Annotated in this window: 15 protein-coding genes; 13 read left to right on the top strand and 2 right to left on the bottom strand. The window is 52.5% G+C overall.

Annotated features, from left to right (window positions below; all coding sequences use genetic code 11):
* Positions 1-15 precede the first annotated feature (15 nt).
* The 9 genes from KNP67_RS03525 (at position 16) to KNP67_RS03565 (ending at position 9,876) form a co-directional block, all read left to right on the top strand.
* Positions 16-1,206, top strand: a complete 1,191-nt coding sequence (locus KNP67_RS03525; protein WP_214755908.1) for a zinc-binding metallopeptidase family protein — start codon at positions 16-18, stop codon at positions 1,204-1,206.
* A gap of 103 nt (positions 1,207-1,309) precedes the next feature.
* Complete coding sequence (locus KNP67_RS03530) at positions 1,310-2,221, top strand: alpha/beta hydrolase (protein WP_214755909.1); 912 nt, start codon at positions 1,310-1,312, stop codon at positions 2,219-2,221.
* 139 nt (positions 2,222-2,360) lie between these two features.
* The gene (locus KNP67_RS03535) at positions 2,361-3,107 is read left to right on the top strand and encodes a DeoR/GlpR family DNA-binding transcription regulator (RefSeq protein WP_029595570.1); all 747 of its coding nucleotides are present in this window, start codon (positions 2,361-2,363) and stop codon (positions 3,105-3,107) included.
* Positions 3,104-4,033: a 1-phosphofructokinase gene (gene pfkB / locus KNP67_RS03540; RefSeq protein WP_214755910.1), complete on the top strand. Its 930-nt coding sequence runs from the start codon at positions 3,104-3,106 to the stop codon at positions 4,031-4,033. Before KNP67_RS03535 ends, pfkB begins: the two co-directional genes overlap by 4 nt.
* Positions 4,030-5,937, top strand: coding sequence for a PTS fructose transporter subunit IIABC (locus KNP67_RS03545; RefSeq protein ID WP_214755911.1), 1,908 nt, complete (start codon positions 4,030-4,032; stop codon positions 5,935-5,937). The genes pfkB and KNP67_RS03545 overlap by 4 nt, the downstream gene beginning before the upstream one ends.
* A gap of 133 nt (positions 5,938-6,070) precedes the next feature.
* Positions 6,071-6,592, top strand: a complete 522-nt coding sequence (locus KNP67_RS03550) for a GNAT family N-acetyltransferase (protein ID WP_138859476.1) — start codon at positions 6,071-6,073, stop codon at positions 6,590-6,592.
* A 198-nt stretch (positions 6,593-6,790) separates the two neighbouring features.
* Positions 6,791-7,183, top strand: coding sequence for a hypothetical protein (locus KNP67_RS03555; protein ID WP_214755912.1), 393 nt, complete (start codon positions 6,791-6,793; stop codon positions 7,181-7,183).
* A 74-nt stretch (positions 7,184-7,257) separates the two neighbouring features.
* On the top strand, positions 7,258-7,725 hold the full coding sequence (locus KNP67_RS03560) for an SRPBCC domain-containing protein (RefSeq protein WP_214755913.1): 468 nt from the start codon (positions 7,258-7,260) through the stop codon (positions 7,723-7,725).
* A gap of 171 nt (positions 7,726-7,896) precedes the next feature.
* A complete protein-coding gene (locus tag KNP67_RS03565) occupies positions 7,897-9,876 on the top strand; it encodes a methyl-accepting chemotaxis protein (RefSeq protein ID WP_214755914.1) in 1,980 nt (659 codons plus the stop codon).
* 44 nt (positions 9,877-9,920) lie between these two features.
* Here the strand turns inward: KNP67_RS03565 and KNP67_RS03570 are convergent, their stop codons facing one another.
* Together KNP67_RS03570 and cls are read right to left on the bottom strand one after the other, a co-directional pair.
* The gene (locus tag KNP67_RS03570; protein WP_214755915.1) at positions 9,921-10,826 is read right to left on the bottom strand and encodes a GGDEF domain-containing protein; all 906 of its coding nucleotides are present in this window, start codon (positions 10,824-10,826) and stop codon (positions 9,921-9,923) included.
* A gap of 231 nt (positions 10,827-11,057) precedes the next feature.
* Positions 11,058-12,515 (bottom strand): cardiolipin synthase, encoded by a 1,458-nt coding sequence (cls, locus tag KNP67_RS03575; RefSeq protein ID WP_214755916.1) that lies wholly within the window; start codon positions 12,513-12,515, stop codon positions 11,058-11,060.
* 95 nt (positions 12,516-12,610) lie between these two features.
* Here cls and KNP67_RS03580 point away from each other — a divergent pair, with 95 nt between their 5' ends.
* From KNP67_RS03580 to KNP67_RS03595, 4 genes are all read left to right on the top strand, one after another.
* Positions 12,611-13,036, top strand: a complete 426-nt coding sequence (locus tag KNP67_RS03580; protein ID WP_214755917.1) for an OsmC family protein — start codon at positions 12,611-12,613, stop codon at positions 13,034-13,036.
* 79 nt (positions 13,037-13,115) lie between these two features.
* Positions 13,116-13,604 (top strand): GNAT family N-acetyltransferase, encoded by a 489-nt coding sequence (locus KNP67_RS03585; RefSeq protein WP_214755918.1) that lies wholly within the window; start codon positions 13,116-13,118, stop codon positions 13,602-13,604.
* A 59-nt stretch (positions 13,605-13,663) separates the two neighbouring features.
* Positions 13,664-14,662 carry a Gfo/Idh/MocA family oxidoreductase gene (locus KNP67_RS03590; RefSeq protein WP_214755919.1) on the top strand — a complete coding sequence of 333 codons (999 nt, stop codon included), beginning with the start codon at positions 13,664-13,666 and terminating at the stop codon, positions 14,660-14,662.
* Between the two features lie 232 nt (positions 14,663-14,894).
* Complete coding sequence (locus tag KNP67_RS03595) at positions 14,895-15,941, top strand: lipid II:glycine glycyltransferase FemX (protein ID WP_214755920.1); 1,047 nt, start codon at positions 14,895-14,897, stop codon at positions 15,939-15,941.
* Positions 15,942-15,968: the final 27 nt, after the last annotated feature.

The raw sequence follows: 15,968 nt of genomic DNA on the forward strand, positions 1-15,968 counted from the left end.
GATGGAGATACGCAGATGACAATTATGTACAGCTTACTGTCGGCACTATTTACCGTTTTTCTTTATTTCAATCCGCTTTCATCAACAAGTCCATATGAAACGGCTGAATATTTTGCGTCACAAGATCGGGATGCAGATAGTTACGATAGTTTTGAGTTTTTTGACACATTTGGTACAGAGCTAGAAGTGAGTGCGAAGCGTGTCGTTCATTACGTGGAGCGCTCTACTTATTGGACGGACATTTATCTAGGCGACGATTATTTTGAAGGATATTCGAGCATGGCGCTCGAACAGGAGATCAAAGGTGAACTTTTACATATGAACTGGGATGACCCCATCGAACAAGTGGAAGGCAAAGTGATTGTGTTACCGATGACAGACACTTCTCTCGAAAAGTCGCATACGGCCTATACGTCAGATTATTACGGGGTCATCGATAATGATGAAGCGGCCAACCGTTACTTAGGTAAACTCGCTGAAGCAGGGGCAGCCGGTTACGTCATTACACCGCATCCGAATGAACCGGATGAGAGCGGCTTCGTGATTGTTTCCTATACATTACCGATTGGGGGTACCGGAGTCGATGGAGAGGCGGCCAAAGCTTTTCGTGATGGCGAAATGATTGTCATCGAACCGTACTGCGAAGAAATACCGTACATAGAGTATGTTCAACAAGGGGAAGGGGATGAAGAAATTGTCATCATGTCTCGCCTTGACGCTTCGTGGAAAGGGGATCATGTCCTCTCAAGCGTTAGTGGGTCTTCCGTCCTTTATCATTTATTAGAAAAGATGGACGGTGTGAAAACCGATGCCACAATCCGCTACGTTTTTTTAAATGGTAGTGGGTTTGGAGAAGAGGCAAGTGATGACTATCTCGCTCGATTGAAAGAGCGTCAACCATCGGTAAAGACGATTCTGCAGTTAGATGCCATGGGAACGGGCGACGACCCACTTTACATTCGAACGATCGGGATGAAACGCCACTCCTTTTTAGAGACAGAACCGTTCGACGCACTTGATGTGACGATATTAGGCAGTTCAAGTCTGGACAGCTACGGAGAAGCTGACTTACCTCTGGCCGTCCTGAGCGATTCGCGGTTGGCAGTTTATGACTTGCATACTGAATACGATAATCTAGATCGTCTATCCAATGAAGTGATGGAAGAGCAAGTTGAATGGCTGAAGCAGTGGCTGATCACTCAATGAAACGATTTTCCCCGAGACGTTCCTAATAAGAACGTCTTTTCTTTACGGATAAACACTCGTCCTCTCTTAAATACTTCGGTATGATGAAAGGGGAGGCGATACGATGGAACGACAACTGAACGTGACAACGAATTATGGACAACTGGCCGGTACGTGGATGACCCACGGCGAACCCCGTAAGACGGTCGTCCTGCTCAGCGGGAGTGGGCCGAGCGACCGGGACGGCAATTTGGGACCATCCCAATTCGGCACGTATAAAAAACTGGCCGAGGCGCTCTTTAAGATGGGTGTCAACGTCTACCGGTATGACAAACAAGGCATCGGTGAATCGGACGGTGATTTCAATAAAGTCGGGCTGCACGACCTGGTGACAGATGCGATCACCGTCGTCAACGTCATCAAACAGGAGCCGGACGCAGGGGACATGTATGTGCTCGGTCACAGCGAAGGGGCCGTCATCGCCCCGGCGGTCCAGCTAGAGACGAACGCGGCCGGACTGATTCTTCTTGCCGGATTCAACGATTCCTCGAAGAAGATGTTCTTGCTGCAAGCCGACGCACTCGCAACTGAAGTCGGTTCGGTGAAAGGACTCAAGGGCGTGTTCTATCGATTGACCGGCGTCCCGAAGAAGATTCGCCAGCGCCAAGACGATTTGCTTGAACGGTCGTTACGGACGAACGTCGCCGCCTTCAAGTACCGCGGCCAAGTCGTCAACGCCAAATGGATTCGCGAGCATGCATCCTATGACGTCCGGGAGCGGCTCGAACATGTGCGTGTTCCCGTGCTCGCCCTGACCGGCGACCGCGACGTCCAAGTCCCACCGGAGCACGTCCATTCGATTCGGACGAAAGGGGACGTCGACAGCCACATCATCCATGACATGAACCACTTGCTCGTCGAACGGACGAGTCCGCACGCGCTCCTCACGTTGCATAAGGAATATCGGGACGCCATTGAGGCGCCGCTTCATCCCGAACTCATCCGCCGATTGAACGATTGGTTGATGAAACGATAATGAACTGTCAAAAACGGTCACTAAGTGACCGTTTTTTATGTTATAATTGTGACAACGTAAAAAAAGATGAATGTTTTTGAATGTTTATGATTGTTTTTTAAATGAAAACGCTTTATATTAGAGCTACGGAGGGAATATGATGTTAACGAAGCAACGACATCAACTGATTTTGCAACGTCTGTCGGAGCAAAAGATTGTCAAATTGAAAGAATTGGTCGAGTTGACGGCATCGTCGGAGTCGACGATTCGCCGGGATTTGACCGACCTCGAAGCAGAAGGTTATCTCGAACGGGTACACGGCGGCGCAACGCTCGTGGCCCGCTACGAAGAAGAGCCGACGTTCGAGGAGAAACGAGATCAACACGTCGATGAAAAAGTCGCGATCGCACGGAAGGCCGCGACATTCATCGAAGACGGGATGTCCGTCTATCTCGATGCCGGGACGACGACGCAAGCGATGGTTCCTTTTTTAGATGGAAAAGACGTCATCGTCGTGACGAACAGTTTACCGATCGCCAACGACTTGTTCGACCTCGATATCAAGACGTTCGTGATCGGCGGTGAGTTGAAACGGTCGACACAGGCACTCGTCGGCTATAACGCTCGGGAGAGCATGATGAACTATCGGGTCGACCTCGCTTTTCTTGGCATCAATGGCGTCGACCTAGAGGCCGGGTACACGACCCCAGACCCGGAAGAGGCACTCGTCAAAAAAACAGCAATCGAACTGGCTCGCGAGGCGTACATTTTGGCGGACGATTCAAAATTCGGGAAACGTTCGTTCAGTCGGGTGGCTCCGCTCGAAGCGGCTACACTCGTCACATGGAGCGACTCGACAAGCGTCAGTTCAATTCAATCAATTACAAAGGTGGTGAACGCCCAATGATTTACACGTTAACACTGAACCCCTCAATCGATTATTACGTGACGCTCCCTGAAGTCGTCCTCGGTGAAGTCAACCGGATTCAAGAGACGACGCAGCGGGCCGGAGGAAAAGGCATCAACGTCGCGTTCGTCTTACGTGAATATGACGTCGAAACAGTCGCGTTAGGATTCGTCGGCGGCACGACGGGAGACTTCATCAAGAAGGCGCTGACCGACAAAGGCGTCCAAACGGATTTCGTCGAAGTCGATGGTCAGACGCGCATCAACGTCAAAATTCGAGCGCAAGAAGAGACGGAATTGAACGCGAGCGGCCCGGTCATCTCGGACACGGAACTTGAACGGTTGACGCGTCAGTTCGATCACGTTCAACCGGGCGACATCGTTGTCCTCGCCGGAAGCATTCCGGGCAATCTGCCGGATACACTCTACCGCACGCTCGCTGAGACGGTGCGGGCAAACGGTGCCGAGTTCGTCGTCGATACGACGAAGGAAGCGATGCTCGAAGTCCTCTCACTCAAACCGCTCATGATTAAACCGAACCACCATGAACTCGGTGAACTGTTCGATACAGACATCGAGACGTTCGAACAGGCGCTCCCATATGCGGAGCAGTTGGTCAAACGCGGTGCCCAAAACGTCATCGTTTCATTCGCCGGTGACGGTGCGATGCTCGTCAACAGTTCAGGCGCCTATACGGCGAACACACCGAGCGGCAAACTTGTCAACTCGGTCGGCGCAGGCGATTCACTCGTCGCAGGATTCGTCGCCAACATTCTCGACCACGACGCAACCGAAGCGTTCCGCTATGCGGTCACGACCGGCAGCGCGTCTGCATATACGTTCGGGCTGTGCACAAAAGAAGACGTGGACCGCTTGGTCGGCGAAGTCAGCGTCACCCCACTATCTCGATTGGAGGAAACAACATGAATATCACGGACCTTCTTAAAAAGGACACGATTCAACTGAATCTCCGCAGCCGTTCGAAAGCCGAAGTCATCGAAGAACTCGTCGACGTGCTCGACCGCGCTGGCAAACTATCGGACCGTAACGGCTACCGCGACGCCATTCTCGCACGTGAAGCACAAAGTACGACCGGACTCGGTGAAGGGATCGCCATCCCGCACGCGAAGACGAAAGCCGTCAAACAACCGGCCATCGCCTTCGGGCGCTCGGAAGGCATCGATTACGAAGCACTCGACGGCCAAGACAGCCGCTTGTTCTTCATGATCGCCGCCGGAGAGCACGCCAATAACGAACACTTGGAAACACTCTCGAAATTATCTGTCTTCCTTATGGATCCAGCGTTCCAAGAACGTCTCTATGCGGCCACATCAGAAGATGATGTCATCCGGGCCATCGAAGAAAAAGAAGCGGCTGAGGCGGCTCCTGTTGCTTCGAAACCGGTTCAAGCCGATGCACCTTACATCCTTGCTGTCACGGCTTGTCCAACGGGTATCGCGCACACGTACATGGCTGCCGATAGCTTGAAGCAAAAAGCAGAGGCGATGGGAGTTGACATCAAAGTCGAGACGAACGGTTCGACCGGTGTCAAAAACGAATTGACAGCGACCGATATCGCGAAAGCAACTGCCATCATCGTCGCGGCCGATAAAGCCGTCGAGATGGACCGATTCGCCGGAAAACATGTCATCGAAGTCCCGGTCGCCCAAGGCATCCGGAAGCCGGAAGAGTTGATCAACCGGGCCGTCAAACAAGACGCACCGGTGTATCGAGGAACTGGTTCGTCAGGTGGGACGAAAGAACAGCGCACAGGCATCTATAAGCACTTGATGAGCGGTGTATCCGCGATGCTCCCACTCGTCGTCGCTGGTGGTCTCTTGATCGCCATCAGCTTCTTCTGGGGCATCAACTCGGCAAACCCGGATGACCCGTCATTCAATGAATTTGCGGCACAACTCAACACAATCGGTGGGGCAGCCTTTAGCTTCCTCGTCCCGATTCTTGCCGGTTTCATCGCGATGTCAATCGCCGATCGTCCAGGTCTCGCACCAGGTCTTGTCGCTGGTTTATTAGCCAGTCAAGGTGGCGCCGGATTCCTCGGCGGACTCATCGCTGGTTTCCTTGCCGGATATGTCGTCCTCTTCTTGGTTAAAGCACTTTCTAAACTACCGGCCTCGCTTGAAGGAATTAAACCGGTATTACTCTATCCGTTACTTGGGTCATTTATTTCCGGTATGATCATGTTACTCGTTGTCAATAAACCGATCGCAGCCTTCATGACATGGTTGATGGATGTCATGAACAGCCTGAGCGGCGCCAACGCCATCTTGCTCGGTGTTATCGTCGGTGGAATGATGGCCGTCGATATGGGTGGTCCGATCAACAAAACAGCCTACGTCTTTGGTACAGCTGCACTCACTGCCGGTAACCAAGAAATCATGGCAGCTGTCATGGCCGGTGGGATGGTACCACCGCTTCTCGTCGCATTCGCTTCGACTGTGTTCGCCCGTCAAAAGTTCTCGAAACAAGAACGTGAAGCCGGGAAGACAGCGTATATCATGGGTGCCTCGTTCATCACGGAAGCGGCCATCCCTTTTGCAGCGGCCGACCCGATTCGGGTATTGCCGTCAGCGATTCTCGGATCTGCGATTGCAGGTGGATTGTCCGCCTTCTTCGCGATCCAATTGCCAGCGCCACACGGTGGGATCTTCGTCTTCCCACTCCTTGAAGGAGCTGGAAACGTCGTCATGAGCATGGGACTTTACGCCCTCGCGATTCTCGCCGGAGCCTTGATTGGAGCACTCCTCCTCTCGTTCTTGAAAAAACCATTGACGGAGACGCAAGCTACAACAACGCGTAACGTCGCTTGACCAGTACGACCGTAGGATTTCCTACGGTCGTTTTTTGTCAAATGATTGTCAGTCAAATCTGGAAGAAGTCTGATTTCGATTGGGTGATTTGTGGTAAAATACTTGTAAAACTTACGCTAAGGAGGGGGTACGGATGCTCATACGGAAAGCCGAGCCAAAAGACGCTTACGGGATTGCGCGGGTGAGGGTGAACGGATGGCGCACAACCTATCGGGGAATTGTGCCGGCCGACTTTCTCTTGAAGCTCGGTTCGAACGCAATCGAGTGGTCTGAAAAGGTCCGCAGCGCCCTCGCGAAACGAGAAGTCGAAGGGTTTGTCGCCATCGTCGAAGAGGAAATCGTCGGGTTCGTTCTTTACGGGGAAGAACGGACGGGCGAATATCCGGACCATCCGAATGAGATTTATGCGATTTACATTCTAGAGGACCATCAGCGTAACGGGATTGGTTCGCTATTGCTGGAGCAAGCGATTCAAGCGATGTCGAATCACGGGCTCATCATTTGGGCGCTCGAATTGAACCCTTACCGCACGTTCTATGAGCAACGTGACGGGCAAGTCATCGATGCGAAAGAGCGCTTGTTCGGGGAACTTGCCCTCCGTGAAGTCGCCTACGGATGGACGAAAGGGAATCACGACGCGATTGTCGGAGCATAATCGGACACGACTCTACTGTCGTGTCCTTTTTTTAGACTACACACAAAACAAAGGAACAGGCTAGGTGACTATGTGAACATCTATAGCATAACCAAATATCATCCTGAAACGAGAGGAAAAATTGACGAGTGGACGGAAATCACGGACATCCTCCGAGCGTTTGACGGTGTCGTCTTCACGTTGGAGGAATATCTCCGCGTGGAATCGAATTACGTTGAAGCGATTGAGCGAATCATGGGTTATTTAGGAGTGAAGACATTGACTGTCTCCTATCTTGAACGACGTGATTATGCGCATCGCCCCTCTTCGAAAAGCGCGTTCAATGCGCTTTATCCGATCAGGATGAGAGATCTTCGTAAAAAAGTGAGGCCAGGGAAGGCACTGTCACGAGACCAAATCCCGAACATGCTTCGACTCATGTTAAGGAATGCACTTTACGCTGAGTTAGAGTCTAAAGTGAATGAGTCAGACGAAGAGTATAGGTTCAAAGTGTTCTTTGGATACGACTATATGATGGGCGTCCATTCGGTAATAGATTTATCCCCGCTTCGAGACGAATTGTTACGCATGGATATGTATCTTGAGAGTTGATTTGGCGAAGAAATTTAAAAGGAAGTTCCGCACTCCTGACTGTACTGTAGCACGCGCTAAAGGAGTGATCCGATATGAATCGACGCATCGATACAGCCGTGGCATGGATTGAGGCAACTCCAGAACGGATCTATCAAGCATTTCTCAACTCTGATGAGCTCGTCGAGTGGCTTCCGCCGAAAGGGATGTCGGCTCGCGCGACCGTGTTCGAGCCATGGGTCGGCGGCACGTATCAGCTCGTCCTCACGTATGAAGAAGCCGATCTCGTCTCCGGCAAAACGACGGACCGGACCGATGTGTCGAACGGACGCTTTTTGGATCTCGTCCCCGGTCTCAAGATTGTGCAGATGGGTACATTCGAGTCAGCAGACCCGGCTTTTGCTGGTGAGATGATTCAGACGTGGTATTTGGAGGCGCTCGATGGAGGGACGTGCGTCACAATCGTTTGTGAAAACGTACCGCCGGGCATCCAGAAACAAGATCATGATGCCGGACTTCGCTCCACGCTCGACAATCTGGCCCGCTATTTGACCAACGATTGAGACCGTTTGTTCGCTTCTTGCGAACAGACGGTCTTTTTGTGTATGAAAAGGGTTTCAGTAACGAAAAATAGAAAAAGGTGATGTTTTTTTGTCTAGGGTGTCAACATCCTCTTCCCACTGTCCGATACAAAGGTTAACATAACGAGTTTTCTCGGGAATGGGAGATGTTTTATGAGACGAAAGCACGACCGTACGATCACCATTAAACAAAAATTGATTACGATGTCGTTGGTGCTATTATTGATCCCTTCTTTATTGATTGGATTTGTCGCCTACAATCAGGCGAAACAAAAGATCACCGAACAAATCATGCAGTCGGCCCACGCGGGAGTGGAGCGGATGAATGATGAAATCACCAACTTGATTGAACCAATCCAACGCGATGTTGCGTTCTTTGCCGGACGAATTGATTCGTCCCTCTATGAGTCGGGGGCAGAGAACCTTGACCTGGAAGAGAAGTTTCTTGAGTATTTGGAGACGCATCCGAACGTGACGAATATTTACTACGCCTCGACGGGAGGGGAGATGACGATTTATCCGGCGCAAGAGTTACCGGATGATTACGACCCGCGGACTCGTCCATGGTATGAGGCGGCCGAAGCGGCCGGTGGGAACGTCGTGGTGACGGACCCGTACGTCGATGCGGCCTCGAACAAGATGATGGTCACGCTGTCTCAGACAGGGACGGACGGTCGCGGGGTCATCGCGGTTGACGTCGAGGTCGACGATATCGCAGCCGTCGCGGTGAGCATTCAAATCGGGAAAGAAGGCTACGTGACGATTCTTGATGCGTTGCAACAGTTCGTCACCCATCCGACGATGGCAGCCGGAGAGAAGGCAGAAGGCGAGTGGATTGAACCGCTCTATTCGGGAGAAGCGGGCCGCTTTGCTTATGAGTTGGAGAATGAAGGCAAACAGATAGACTTTATGACAAACGAGTTGACGGGGTGGAAGATTGCCGGGACGTTGTATGATGAGGAAATCACGGATGAGACGTCTGGAATCTTATGGACGACAGTCGGGGTGATCGGATTGATGCTCGTCTTGGCAGCTGGCCTGCTCTACGTCATCTTACGTTCGATTTTACGTCCATTGAATCGTTTGACCGTCGGAGCTGAACGAATTCAAGCCGGAGATTTGACCGAAGACATCGTCGTCGAATCGAATGACGAAGTCGGGCGTGTCGCCGCGAGTTTCAATGAGATGACGCGTTCTCTGCGCGCTATCATTCAAAGTCTTGATCAATCGATCGGACAAGTCGCCGCCTCGTCGCAGGAATTGATGGCCAACTCGGCTCAGAACACGGCCTCCTCGGAACAAATCGCTGGAGCGGTCCAACAGATGGCCGCCGGTGCGGAGGATTCGAAACGTCAACTTGATGATAACGCCGTCTCGCTCCAAGCGATCACGGGCGGCATCATGCGCATCGCCGAGAGCTCGACGGATGTGTCCGAGCTGTCGCGCGAGACCGCGCTCGAAGCTGAGGAGGGGACGACTGCCGTCACGGAGAACGTGGTCCAGATGCAAGCGATCGACTCGTCGGTCGAGACGTTCGGCAGAGTCATCCACTCGCTCGCCGATCGGTCGAACGAGATTGGCAATATCGTCGATGTCATCAACGGCATCGCGACCCAGACGAACTTGCTCGCCTTGAACGCCGCGATTGAAGCGGCACGGGCCGGCGAGAACGGGAAAGGCTTCGCCGTCGTTGCGAGCGAGGTCAGAAAGCTTGCCGAACAGTCACAACAGTCGACGAAACAGATTTCCGAGTTGATTGATAATATCAAACAAGAGACGGAACGTTCGGTCCAGTTGATGAAAGAAGTGTCGGCCCATACGAAAGCTGGGCTCGAGACGACGGAGAACACGGCCAAGCGTTTCCAGAAAATCATGACGCAAACGCAAGCGATGACGCCGCGCATCGAGGACGTGACGGCGACGGTTGAAGAGATCGCGGCGAACGTAGAGGAAGTATCGGCCGCGGCGACACAAATTGCCCATATCGCCGACGAGAACTCGGTCGCCTCGAAACAAGTGGCGGCGACGACCGAGGACCAACTCGGTTCGATGGAAGAAATCGCACAGTCCGCGAAGGCACTCGCGGATATGGCGGAAGAGTTGCAGGAGCTTGTCTCACGCTTCAATGTATAGAAAAGAGGATGCTGCGGCATCCTCTTTTTGGTGGCATCAGTTAGTTAACGTTTACTCGATACTTGATTCCGGCCGCGGTTCTTGGCAATATACAGTGCCTCATCGGCATCTTGAAGCGCCTGTTCGACCGTCTTCCCATCTTCAAGGGCGCTGACGCCGAACGAACAAGTGACGCGCGGGACGGGACCGAACGGCTCGGCGTTAATCTTTTGTCGGAGTTTATCGGCGAGTTGCACACCGTCGGCGAGTGTCGACTGGGGCGCGACGATTAAAAACTCTTCACCGCCCCAACGTCCGATAGAGTCCGACTTGCGGATGTTGCGCCTGAGCAATTGGGCGATCGAGCGCAAGACGAGGTCACCGGTCGGGTGCCCGAACGTGTCGTTGACGAGTTTGAAATAGTCGATGTCGAGCATGATGACGGCGGCGGGTGCCCGTTTGTCGACCGTCTCTTGGGCCGTCGTCGAGAGGACGTCTCCGACTTTCTTCCGGTTATACAGCTCTGTCAACGGGTCGAGCGACGACAAGTGCTCCATCCGCTCTTCATAGCGACGTTGTTCCGTCGCGTCTTCTAAAATACCGACACCGCCGTCGAGTTTTCCATCTGCTGAAAAACTCGGGGACATCGTCGTCCGGATGAAGCGAGGTTGCCGCTCCGGCGCCTTATACCAGCCAGCCATGCGAATTGTCTCCCCGTTTAAGACGTTCCGGATGGCGCCCAAGAAGTCGAACGAGGAAGAGCTACATCGCTCGAATATTAGATTCGAGGTTGGAAGTATCCCAAGTAAATGGACAAATGATTCATTGTAGCTCACGATTTGGCCGTGCCGATCGAAGGCGAACAGGCCGATTGGAAGCTGGTCCCATGAGGAAGGATCGGGTTTCGTGGTGTGCGTGTCATGATGAGTCCGTTCTTGATCAGCCATTGTATGACATATGCGTGAACGCATACTTCCTCCTTTCCTAACCGTAGCGGTAGTGTAGGACGTTCGTACTGATACTTTATACCCTAAATTGGGAAAGAACTAGCGATTATTCTTTTAAAAGCTAACAAAATTTAGAATATGACGAGAAACCGTCACAGCTTGTTGTGAGGTAAACGTTCACCTTCGACCCAACAAAATCGCCCCGTCATGTCGATGGCTAATCCGACATAACAGGGCGACTACAATAAATGGAGGTTATAAGATCGGACTGAGCAATCGTGACACGCCTTCGCGCATTCGGACGGTCCATTTCCGGGCTGAATAATCGTCAATCGTGTACTTCCGGCTGACGGCGACGTCTGACTCGAACAATGAGGCGAGTTCGAGCGCGACCCGCTCGTCATAGATGACGGCGTTCACTTCGAAGTTCAAGCGGAAGCTGCGGGCATCCAAGTTCGTCGTCCCGACGGTTGAAATCTCATCATCGACGACGAGCGTCTTGGCGTGCAGGAAACCTTCCCCGTACATATACACGTTCGCCCCATAGTCGAGCAGTTCGCCGAGGAATGACAGTGACGCCCACATGACGAACGGATGGTCGGGCTTGCCGGGAATCATGATGTCCATCTTGACACCGGACAGGAGCGCCATCTTACAGGCGTCCATGAAACTCGTATCCGGGATGAAGTAAGGCGTCTGAATGATGACGCGCTCCTTCGCCGACATAATCATTTTAATCATCATGTTTTTCAAATGTTCCGTGTCTGAGTTCGGACCGCTCGTCACGATTTGCATCGGCGACATATCCTTGATGTCATGGCGGGCGAAACAGAACGAGTTCTCCGGGTCATGATGTTTGCTGCCGGAATAGTTCCAATCGAGGATGAACCGGTGTTGCAAATGGTAGACGACGTCTCCCTCGACTCGAAGGTGCGTATCGCGCCAGTAACCAAACTTCTCGACGAGGCCGAGGTATTCGGTCCCGACGTTGAAGCCGCCGACGTAACCGATTTTACCGTCGATGATGACGACTTTCCGGTGGTTCCGGTTGTTCAACTTAAAGTTGATTAAACCGAGCGTCGGCGGGAAGAAGACACGCACCTCGCCGTTATGGGCAATCAACTCTTTGAAGTCGGAGTTGCGGAGGCTGCGCGAACCGACCGCGTCATAGAGGAGCCGCACTTTGACGCCTGCCTTGGCTCGTTCAATCAGTTCATGGATCAATGCCTTTCCGAGCGCATCCCGTTGGATGATATAGTACTGGATGTTGATTTCCGTCTCGGCGCTCCGAATATCGTCCATGAGCGCTTTGAACTTTTGTTCCCCGTCGTGCATGATGGCAGATTTGTTGTGGACACTAATCAAAGATTTTGAGGAGCGTAAGTTCATCTCGAGCAGTTGCTCGTACTTCTCGAATAACGGTTGAGCAATCATCGTCTCTTTCCGGCGAATCTGCTCGATTTGACTGTCGACTTGAAGGGCGTGGAATGAGCGCTCTTCGACGCTCAAGTTGAAGAAGTTATCTTTCTTTAACTGACGTCCGAGAAACATGTAGACGATGAACCCTAGGATTGGTAAGAAAAATAAAACGAGCAGCCATGCCCACGTCGCCCCGACGTCACGGCGCTCCGCGAATATGACGGCTAATGCGAACAATAAATTCAATCCGAGGACGATATACAGTCCCCAACTAATAATGACCGACCAATCCATGCGACCAACTCCCTAAACGACAATTTCACTGCATAGATTAATAATACCTCATTCAAGGGAATAGTAAGCTATCGAAACATAAGGAGGAGACAGAGATGCATTTACAAGTGAATTGGAAACAAGGGATGGCGTTCCAGACGACGACGCCGTCGGGGCATGATGTGACGCTCGACGCCGGGGAGGAAGTCGGTGGTCTCAACACCGGTCCACGGCCGACCGAGATGCTCCTGCAGGCGACGGCGGCCTGTACAGGCATCGATATCGTCTCGATTCTGCATAAGATGCGTTTGCCGCTCGAGCGGTTCGAGATGAAAATCGACGGCGTCCGGGCGACGGAACATCCGAAGAAGTTCACAGCGATTCATATCTTGTACGTCCTTGACGGGGATATGCCGGAAGAACGGGTCCGCCGTGCCATCGAGTTGTCGGTCGACCGCTATTGTTCCGTATCGCACAGTCTGAACGCGACGATGACGTACAGCTATCAATTGAACGGCGGCGAGGTCGTCCCGTTCACATGATGTGAGCAAGATGGTTGAAAAGAGTCGAAATGGTCCGTTATATTTGTATTTCAAATACTGCAATACAAAGGAGGACGTTATGATTCGACTCGCGACGAAACGCGATGCCAAGCACATCGCGGACCTAATCGAACAACGAGCCGTAGCGCTAAAACAACAAGGTAGCGATCAATGGACGGAATATTTGGAGCAAGACCTCATGGATCGGGTGCAGACGGACATCTCCTCGGGACACGTCTACGTGTACGAGCAAGACGAATCGGTATTGGCCTCGATCGCCTTACTTCCGGCAGATGACTGGGATCACAATTTATGGGAAGATGGCGAACGCGGTCAATACATCCATCGAATCGTCGTCAGCGAACGGTTAAAAGGCCAAGGCGTCGGTCAACAACTGATGGAGCACGTCTTGCGTGAGGCCGACACACATGAACCGATTCGACTCGACTGTGTGGCCGACAATGCGTTCTTGAATAGTTATTATCCACGGTTTGGCTTCGTCTTCGTGGACTCACGGGACGGATACAACACGTTCGAATACAATATGGATGAGAGTGTCAGTGCATAAGGGGTCAACCAACCCCTTTTTTTGGTATACTGAAAAGCGAATTGATGGGAGGAAACAAAATGATTCATACAATACTTGTCGGTTTCGGCTTCTCCGCGACGACATTCCATTTACCCTTTTTACAGGAACTCGATGACTTCCAAATCGATGGTGTCGTCTCTTCACGCCCTGAGGATGTACAAGCCGTACTCGGTGACGTCTCGGTGTACGCGACGTTAGACGAGGCACTTGCGACAGACGCTTCGTTGTTCGTCATCACGACACCATCCCATTTACATAAGGATATGGTCGAACATTGCCTGACAGCAGGCAAAGACGTGCTCGTCGAGAAACCGGCGTTCGTGACGACCGAGGAAGGGGAGGAGTTACTCCGACTGGAACAGGCAAGTGACGGCATCGTCAACGTGTTCCATAATCGGCGGATGGACGGAGACTTCTTGACCGTCAAACGGCTGCTGGAAGAACGACGCCTCGGCGATTGGAAAGTGCTCGAGTCCCGGTTCGATCGGTTCCGTCCGATCGTCCGTGACCGTTGGCGCGAGAACGCGGGGCCGGGCGCCGGAATTTTATTCGACCTCGGCAGTCATTTGATCGACCAAGCACTCGTCTTGTTCGGGGCGCCGGACAAGGTATCGGCCGATGTCATGGTACAACGTGACGGGGGTCAGTCCGATGATGGTTTCCATGTGACGTTGCATTATGGAGAGAAGCGGGTCTATCTTCGCTCGAACCCGTTCATCGCCATCGAGGCGCCGCGGTTCGAAGTGCACGGGACGGAAGGCAGCTTCCTCAAATTCGGGCTCGATCCACAGGAGGCGTGTCTCCGGAACGGAGAGGTCAGATGCCCCGACCGTGAGACCGGAGCGGTCGTCACGGATTCGGAAACGACGATTGACATCGAACCGGGCGGCTATGTGACATTCTATCAAGCGCTCTCGGATAGCTATACGACGCGACGTCCGCTCGTCCCACTTGATGACGCGCTTTTGACAACACGCGTCATCGAGACGGCCCGTGAGTCGTCCCGTTCCCAACGTGTCCTCGACTTCAACTCATAATTTTGTAGGACGACCTGCCGTGTTCGGCACGGTCGTCTTTTTCCGTAATTTAAAAAGAAATCATGATGATTTTATTGTGAATGAACAAACTCGCTTCATGTTTGTTAACAACAAAAAGCTATCCGTCTCTTTCAAATAGTCAGCGGTGAATGGGAACAAGACATTAGGAAACGACTTTAGACTGTCCTGTCACGCTTCGAACCAATGACGAACTTTAGGAAGAGGGGAACGGATGATGTTCAATCAAATCGTGAAACACCGTTGGGAGTGGGAGAACTGGTTGCGGGAGGTCAACTGTGATTCGTATGACCATTACGACTATGTGTTGGCCAACTGTGAACCCGGCGAGCAGCCTGAGTTGTATATCGCGGCCAAGGATGATGGGATTTTGCTGTACCCGTATATCCGTCGTCCAATCGCACATCGCCATGATGACCTCGTGACGGCGTACGGTTACGGCGGCCCGTTCCGTGAAGGCAACTTCACGAACGAGGACGTCAAGGAGGCGCGCCGACTCTTTCTGCAGCGTCCCGAGAATCAAGCGACCGTCACCGAGACGATTCGTTATCACCCTTGTCGCATCGATCCGGACTTGATGCATGCGTTCGGGCAAGCCGTCCCGATTCGGCAGACGGTCCACGTCCGACTTGATGATTCGTTCGAACAGCTTGAGCAACGTTTCAGCAAGATGACGAAACGGAACGTGAAGCGAGCTGTACGTGAACAGGTGACGGTCGCTCGTGGGCAGTCGAATGAACTGTGTGAGTTCATTCGACTGTATCGGGCCACGATGGACCGGCGTGCTGCGAACGACATCTATTACTTCCCGGACCGATACTTCGAGGACCTATGGAACAGCGATACGTGTGAGACGGAATTATTGTTTGCCGTCCATGAAGGCGTCATCGTGGCGGGCGTGTTCATGTTGTTCGGGGACGACGGGGCCCACTATCATCTCGGCGGATCGGATGCGGATTACTTGGCACTCCGACCGAACCACTTCTTGTTCCGGGAGATGATTCGTCGCGCGATCGAGAAAGAGAAGACATACGTGCATCTTGGTGGCGGTGCGACCGGGGAAGATGCGCTCTTCGATTTCAAGCAGAGCTTCTCCGGTGATGAGCCGCTCACGTATTACATCGGTCAAGCCGTGCTCGACGAGGTGGTCTATCATCGGTTGAACCAAGACCATTTGCTTCGCTACGGGCCATCTGATTTCTTTCCGCTCTATCGGACACCGGTCGCAGAGACGGTCACCGAGGTGCAAGCGGAACGATAACAAAAAGGTTCTCACTCGAGATGGAGT

Source organism: Exiguobacterium sp. s157 (assembly GCF_018618205.1).
In the GTDB taxonomy this organism is placed as follows: Bacteria; Bacillota; Bacilli; order Exiguobacteriales; family Exiguobacteriaceae; genus Exiguobacterium; species Exiguobacterium chiriqhucha.

Excerpts from the sequence above, each read along its gene's own strand:
- KNP67_RS03525 (WP_214755908.1), top strand. The coding sequence starts at position 16 with ATGACAATTATGTACAGCTTACTGTCGGCACTATTTACCGTTTTTCTT.
- KNP67_RS03530 (WP_214755909.1), top strand. The coding sequence starts at position 1,310 with ATGGAACGACAACTGAACGTGACAACGAATTATGGACAACTGGCCGGT.
- KNP67_RS03535 (WP_029595570.1), top strand. The coding sequence starts at position 2,361 with ATGTTAACGAAGCAACGACATCAACTGATTTTGCAACGTCTGTCGGAG.
- pfkB (WP_214755910.1), top strand. The coding sequence starts at position 3,104 with ATGATTTACACGTTAACACTGAACCCCTCAATCGATTATTACGTGACG.
- KNP67_RS03545 (WP_214755911.1), top strand. The coding sequence starts at position 4,030 with ATGAATATCACGGACCTTCTTAAAAAGGACACGATTCAACTGAATCTC.
- KNP67_RS03550 (WP_138859476.1), top strand. The coding sequence starts at position 6,071 with ATGCTCATACGGAAAGCCGAGCCAAAAGACGCTTACGGGATTGCGCGG.
- KNP67_RS03560 (WP_214755913.1), top strand. The coding sequence starts at position 7,258 with ATGAATCGACGCATCGATACAGCCGTGGCATGGATTGAGGCAACTCCA.
- KNP67_RS03565 (WP_214755914.1), top strand. The coding sequence starts at position 7,897 with ATGAGACGAAAGCACGACCGTACGATCACCATTAAACAAAAATTGATT.
- KNP67_RS03570 (WP_214755915.1), bottom strand. The coding sequence starts at position 10,826 with ATGCGTTCACGCATATGTCATACAATGGCTGATCAAGAACGGACTCAT.
- cls (WP_214755916.1), bottom strand. The coding sequence starts at position 12,515 with ATGGATTGGTCGGTCATTATTAGTTGGGGACTGTATATCGTCCTCGGA.
- KNP67_RS03580 (WP_214755917.1), top strand. The coding sequence starts at position 12,611 with ATGCATTTACAAGTGAATTGGAAACAAGGGATGGCGTTCCAGACGACG.
- KNP67_RS03585 (WP_214755918.1), top strand. The coding sequence starts at position 13,116 with ATGATTCGACTCGCGACGAAACGCGATGCCAAGCACATCGCGGACCTA.
- KNP67_RS03590 (WP_214755919.1), top strand. The coding sequence starts at position 13,664 with ATGATTCATACAATACTTGTCGGTTTCGGCTTCTCCGCGACGACATTC.
- KNP67_RS03595 (WP_214755920.1), top strand. The coding sequence starts at position 14,895 with ATGATGTTCAATCAAATCGTGAAACACCGTTGGGAGTGGGAGAACTGG.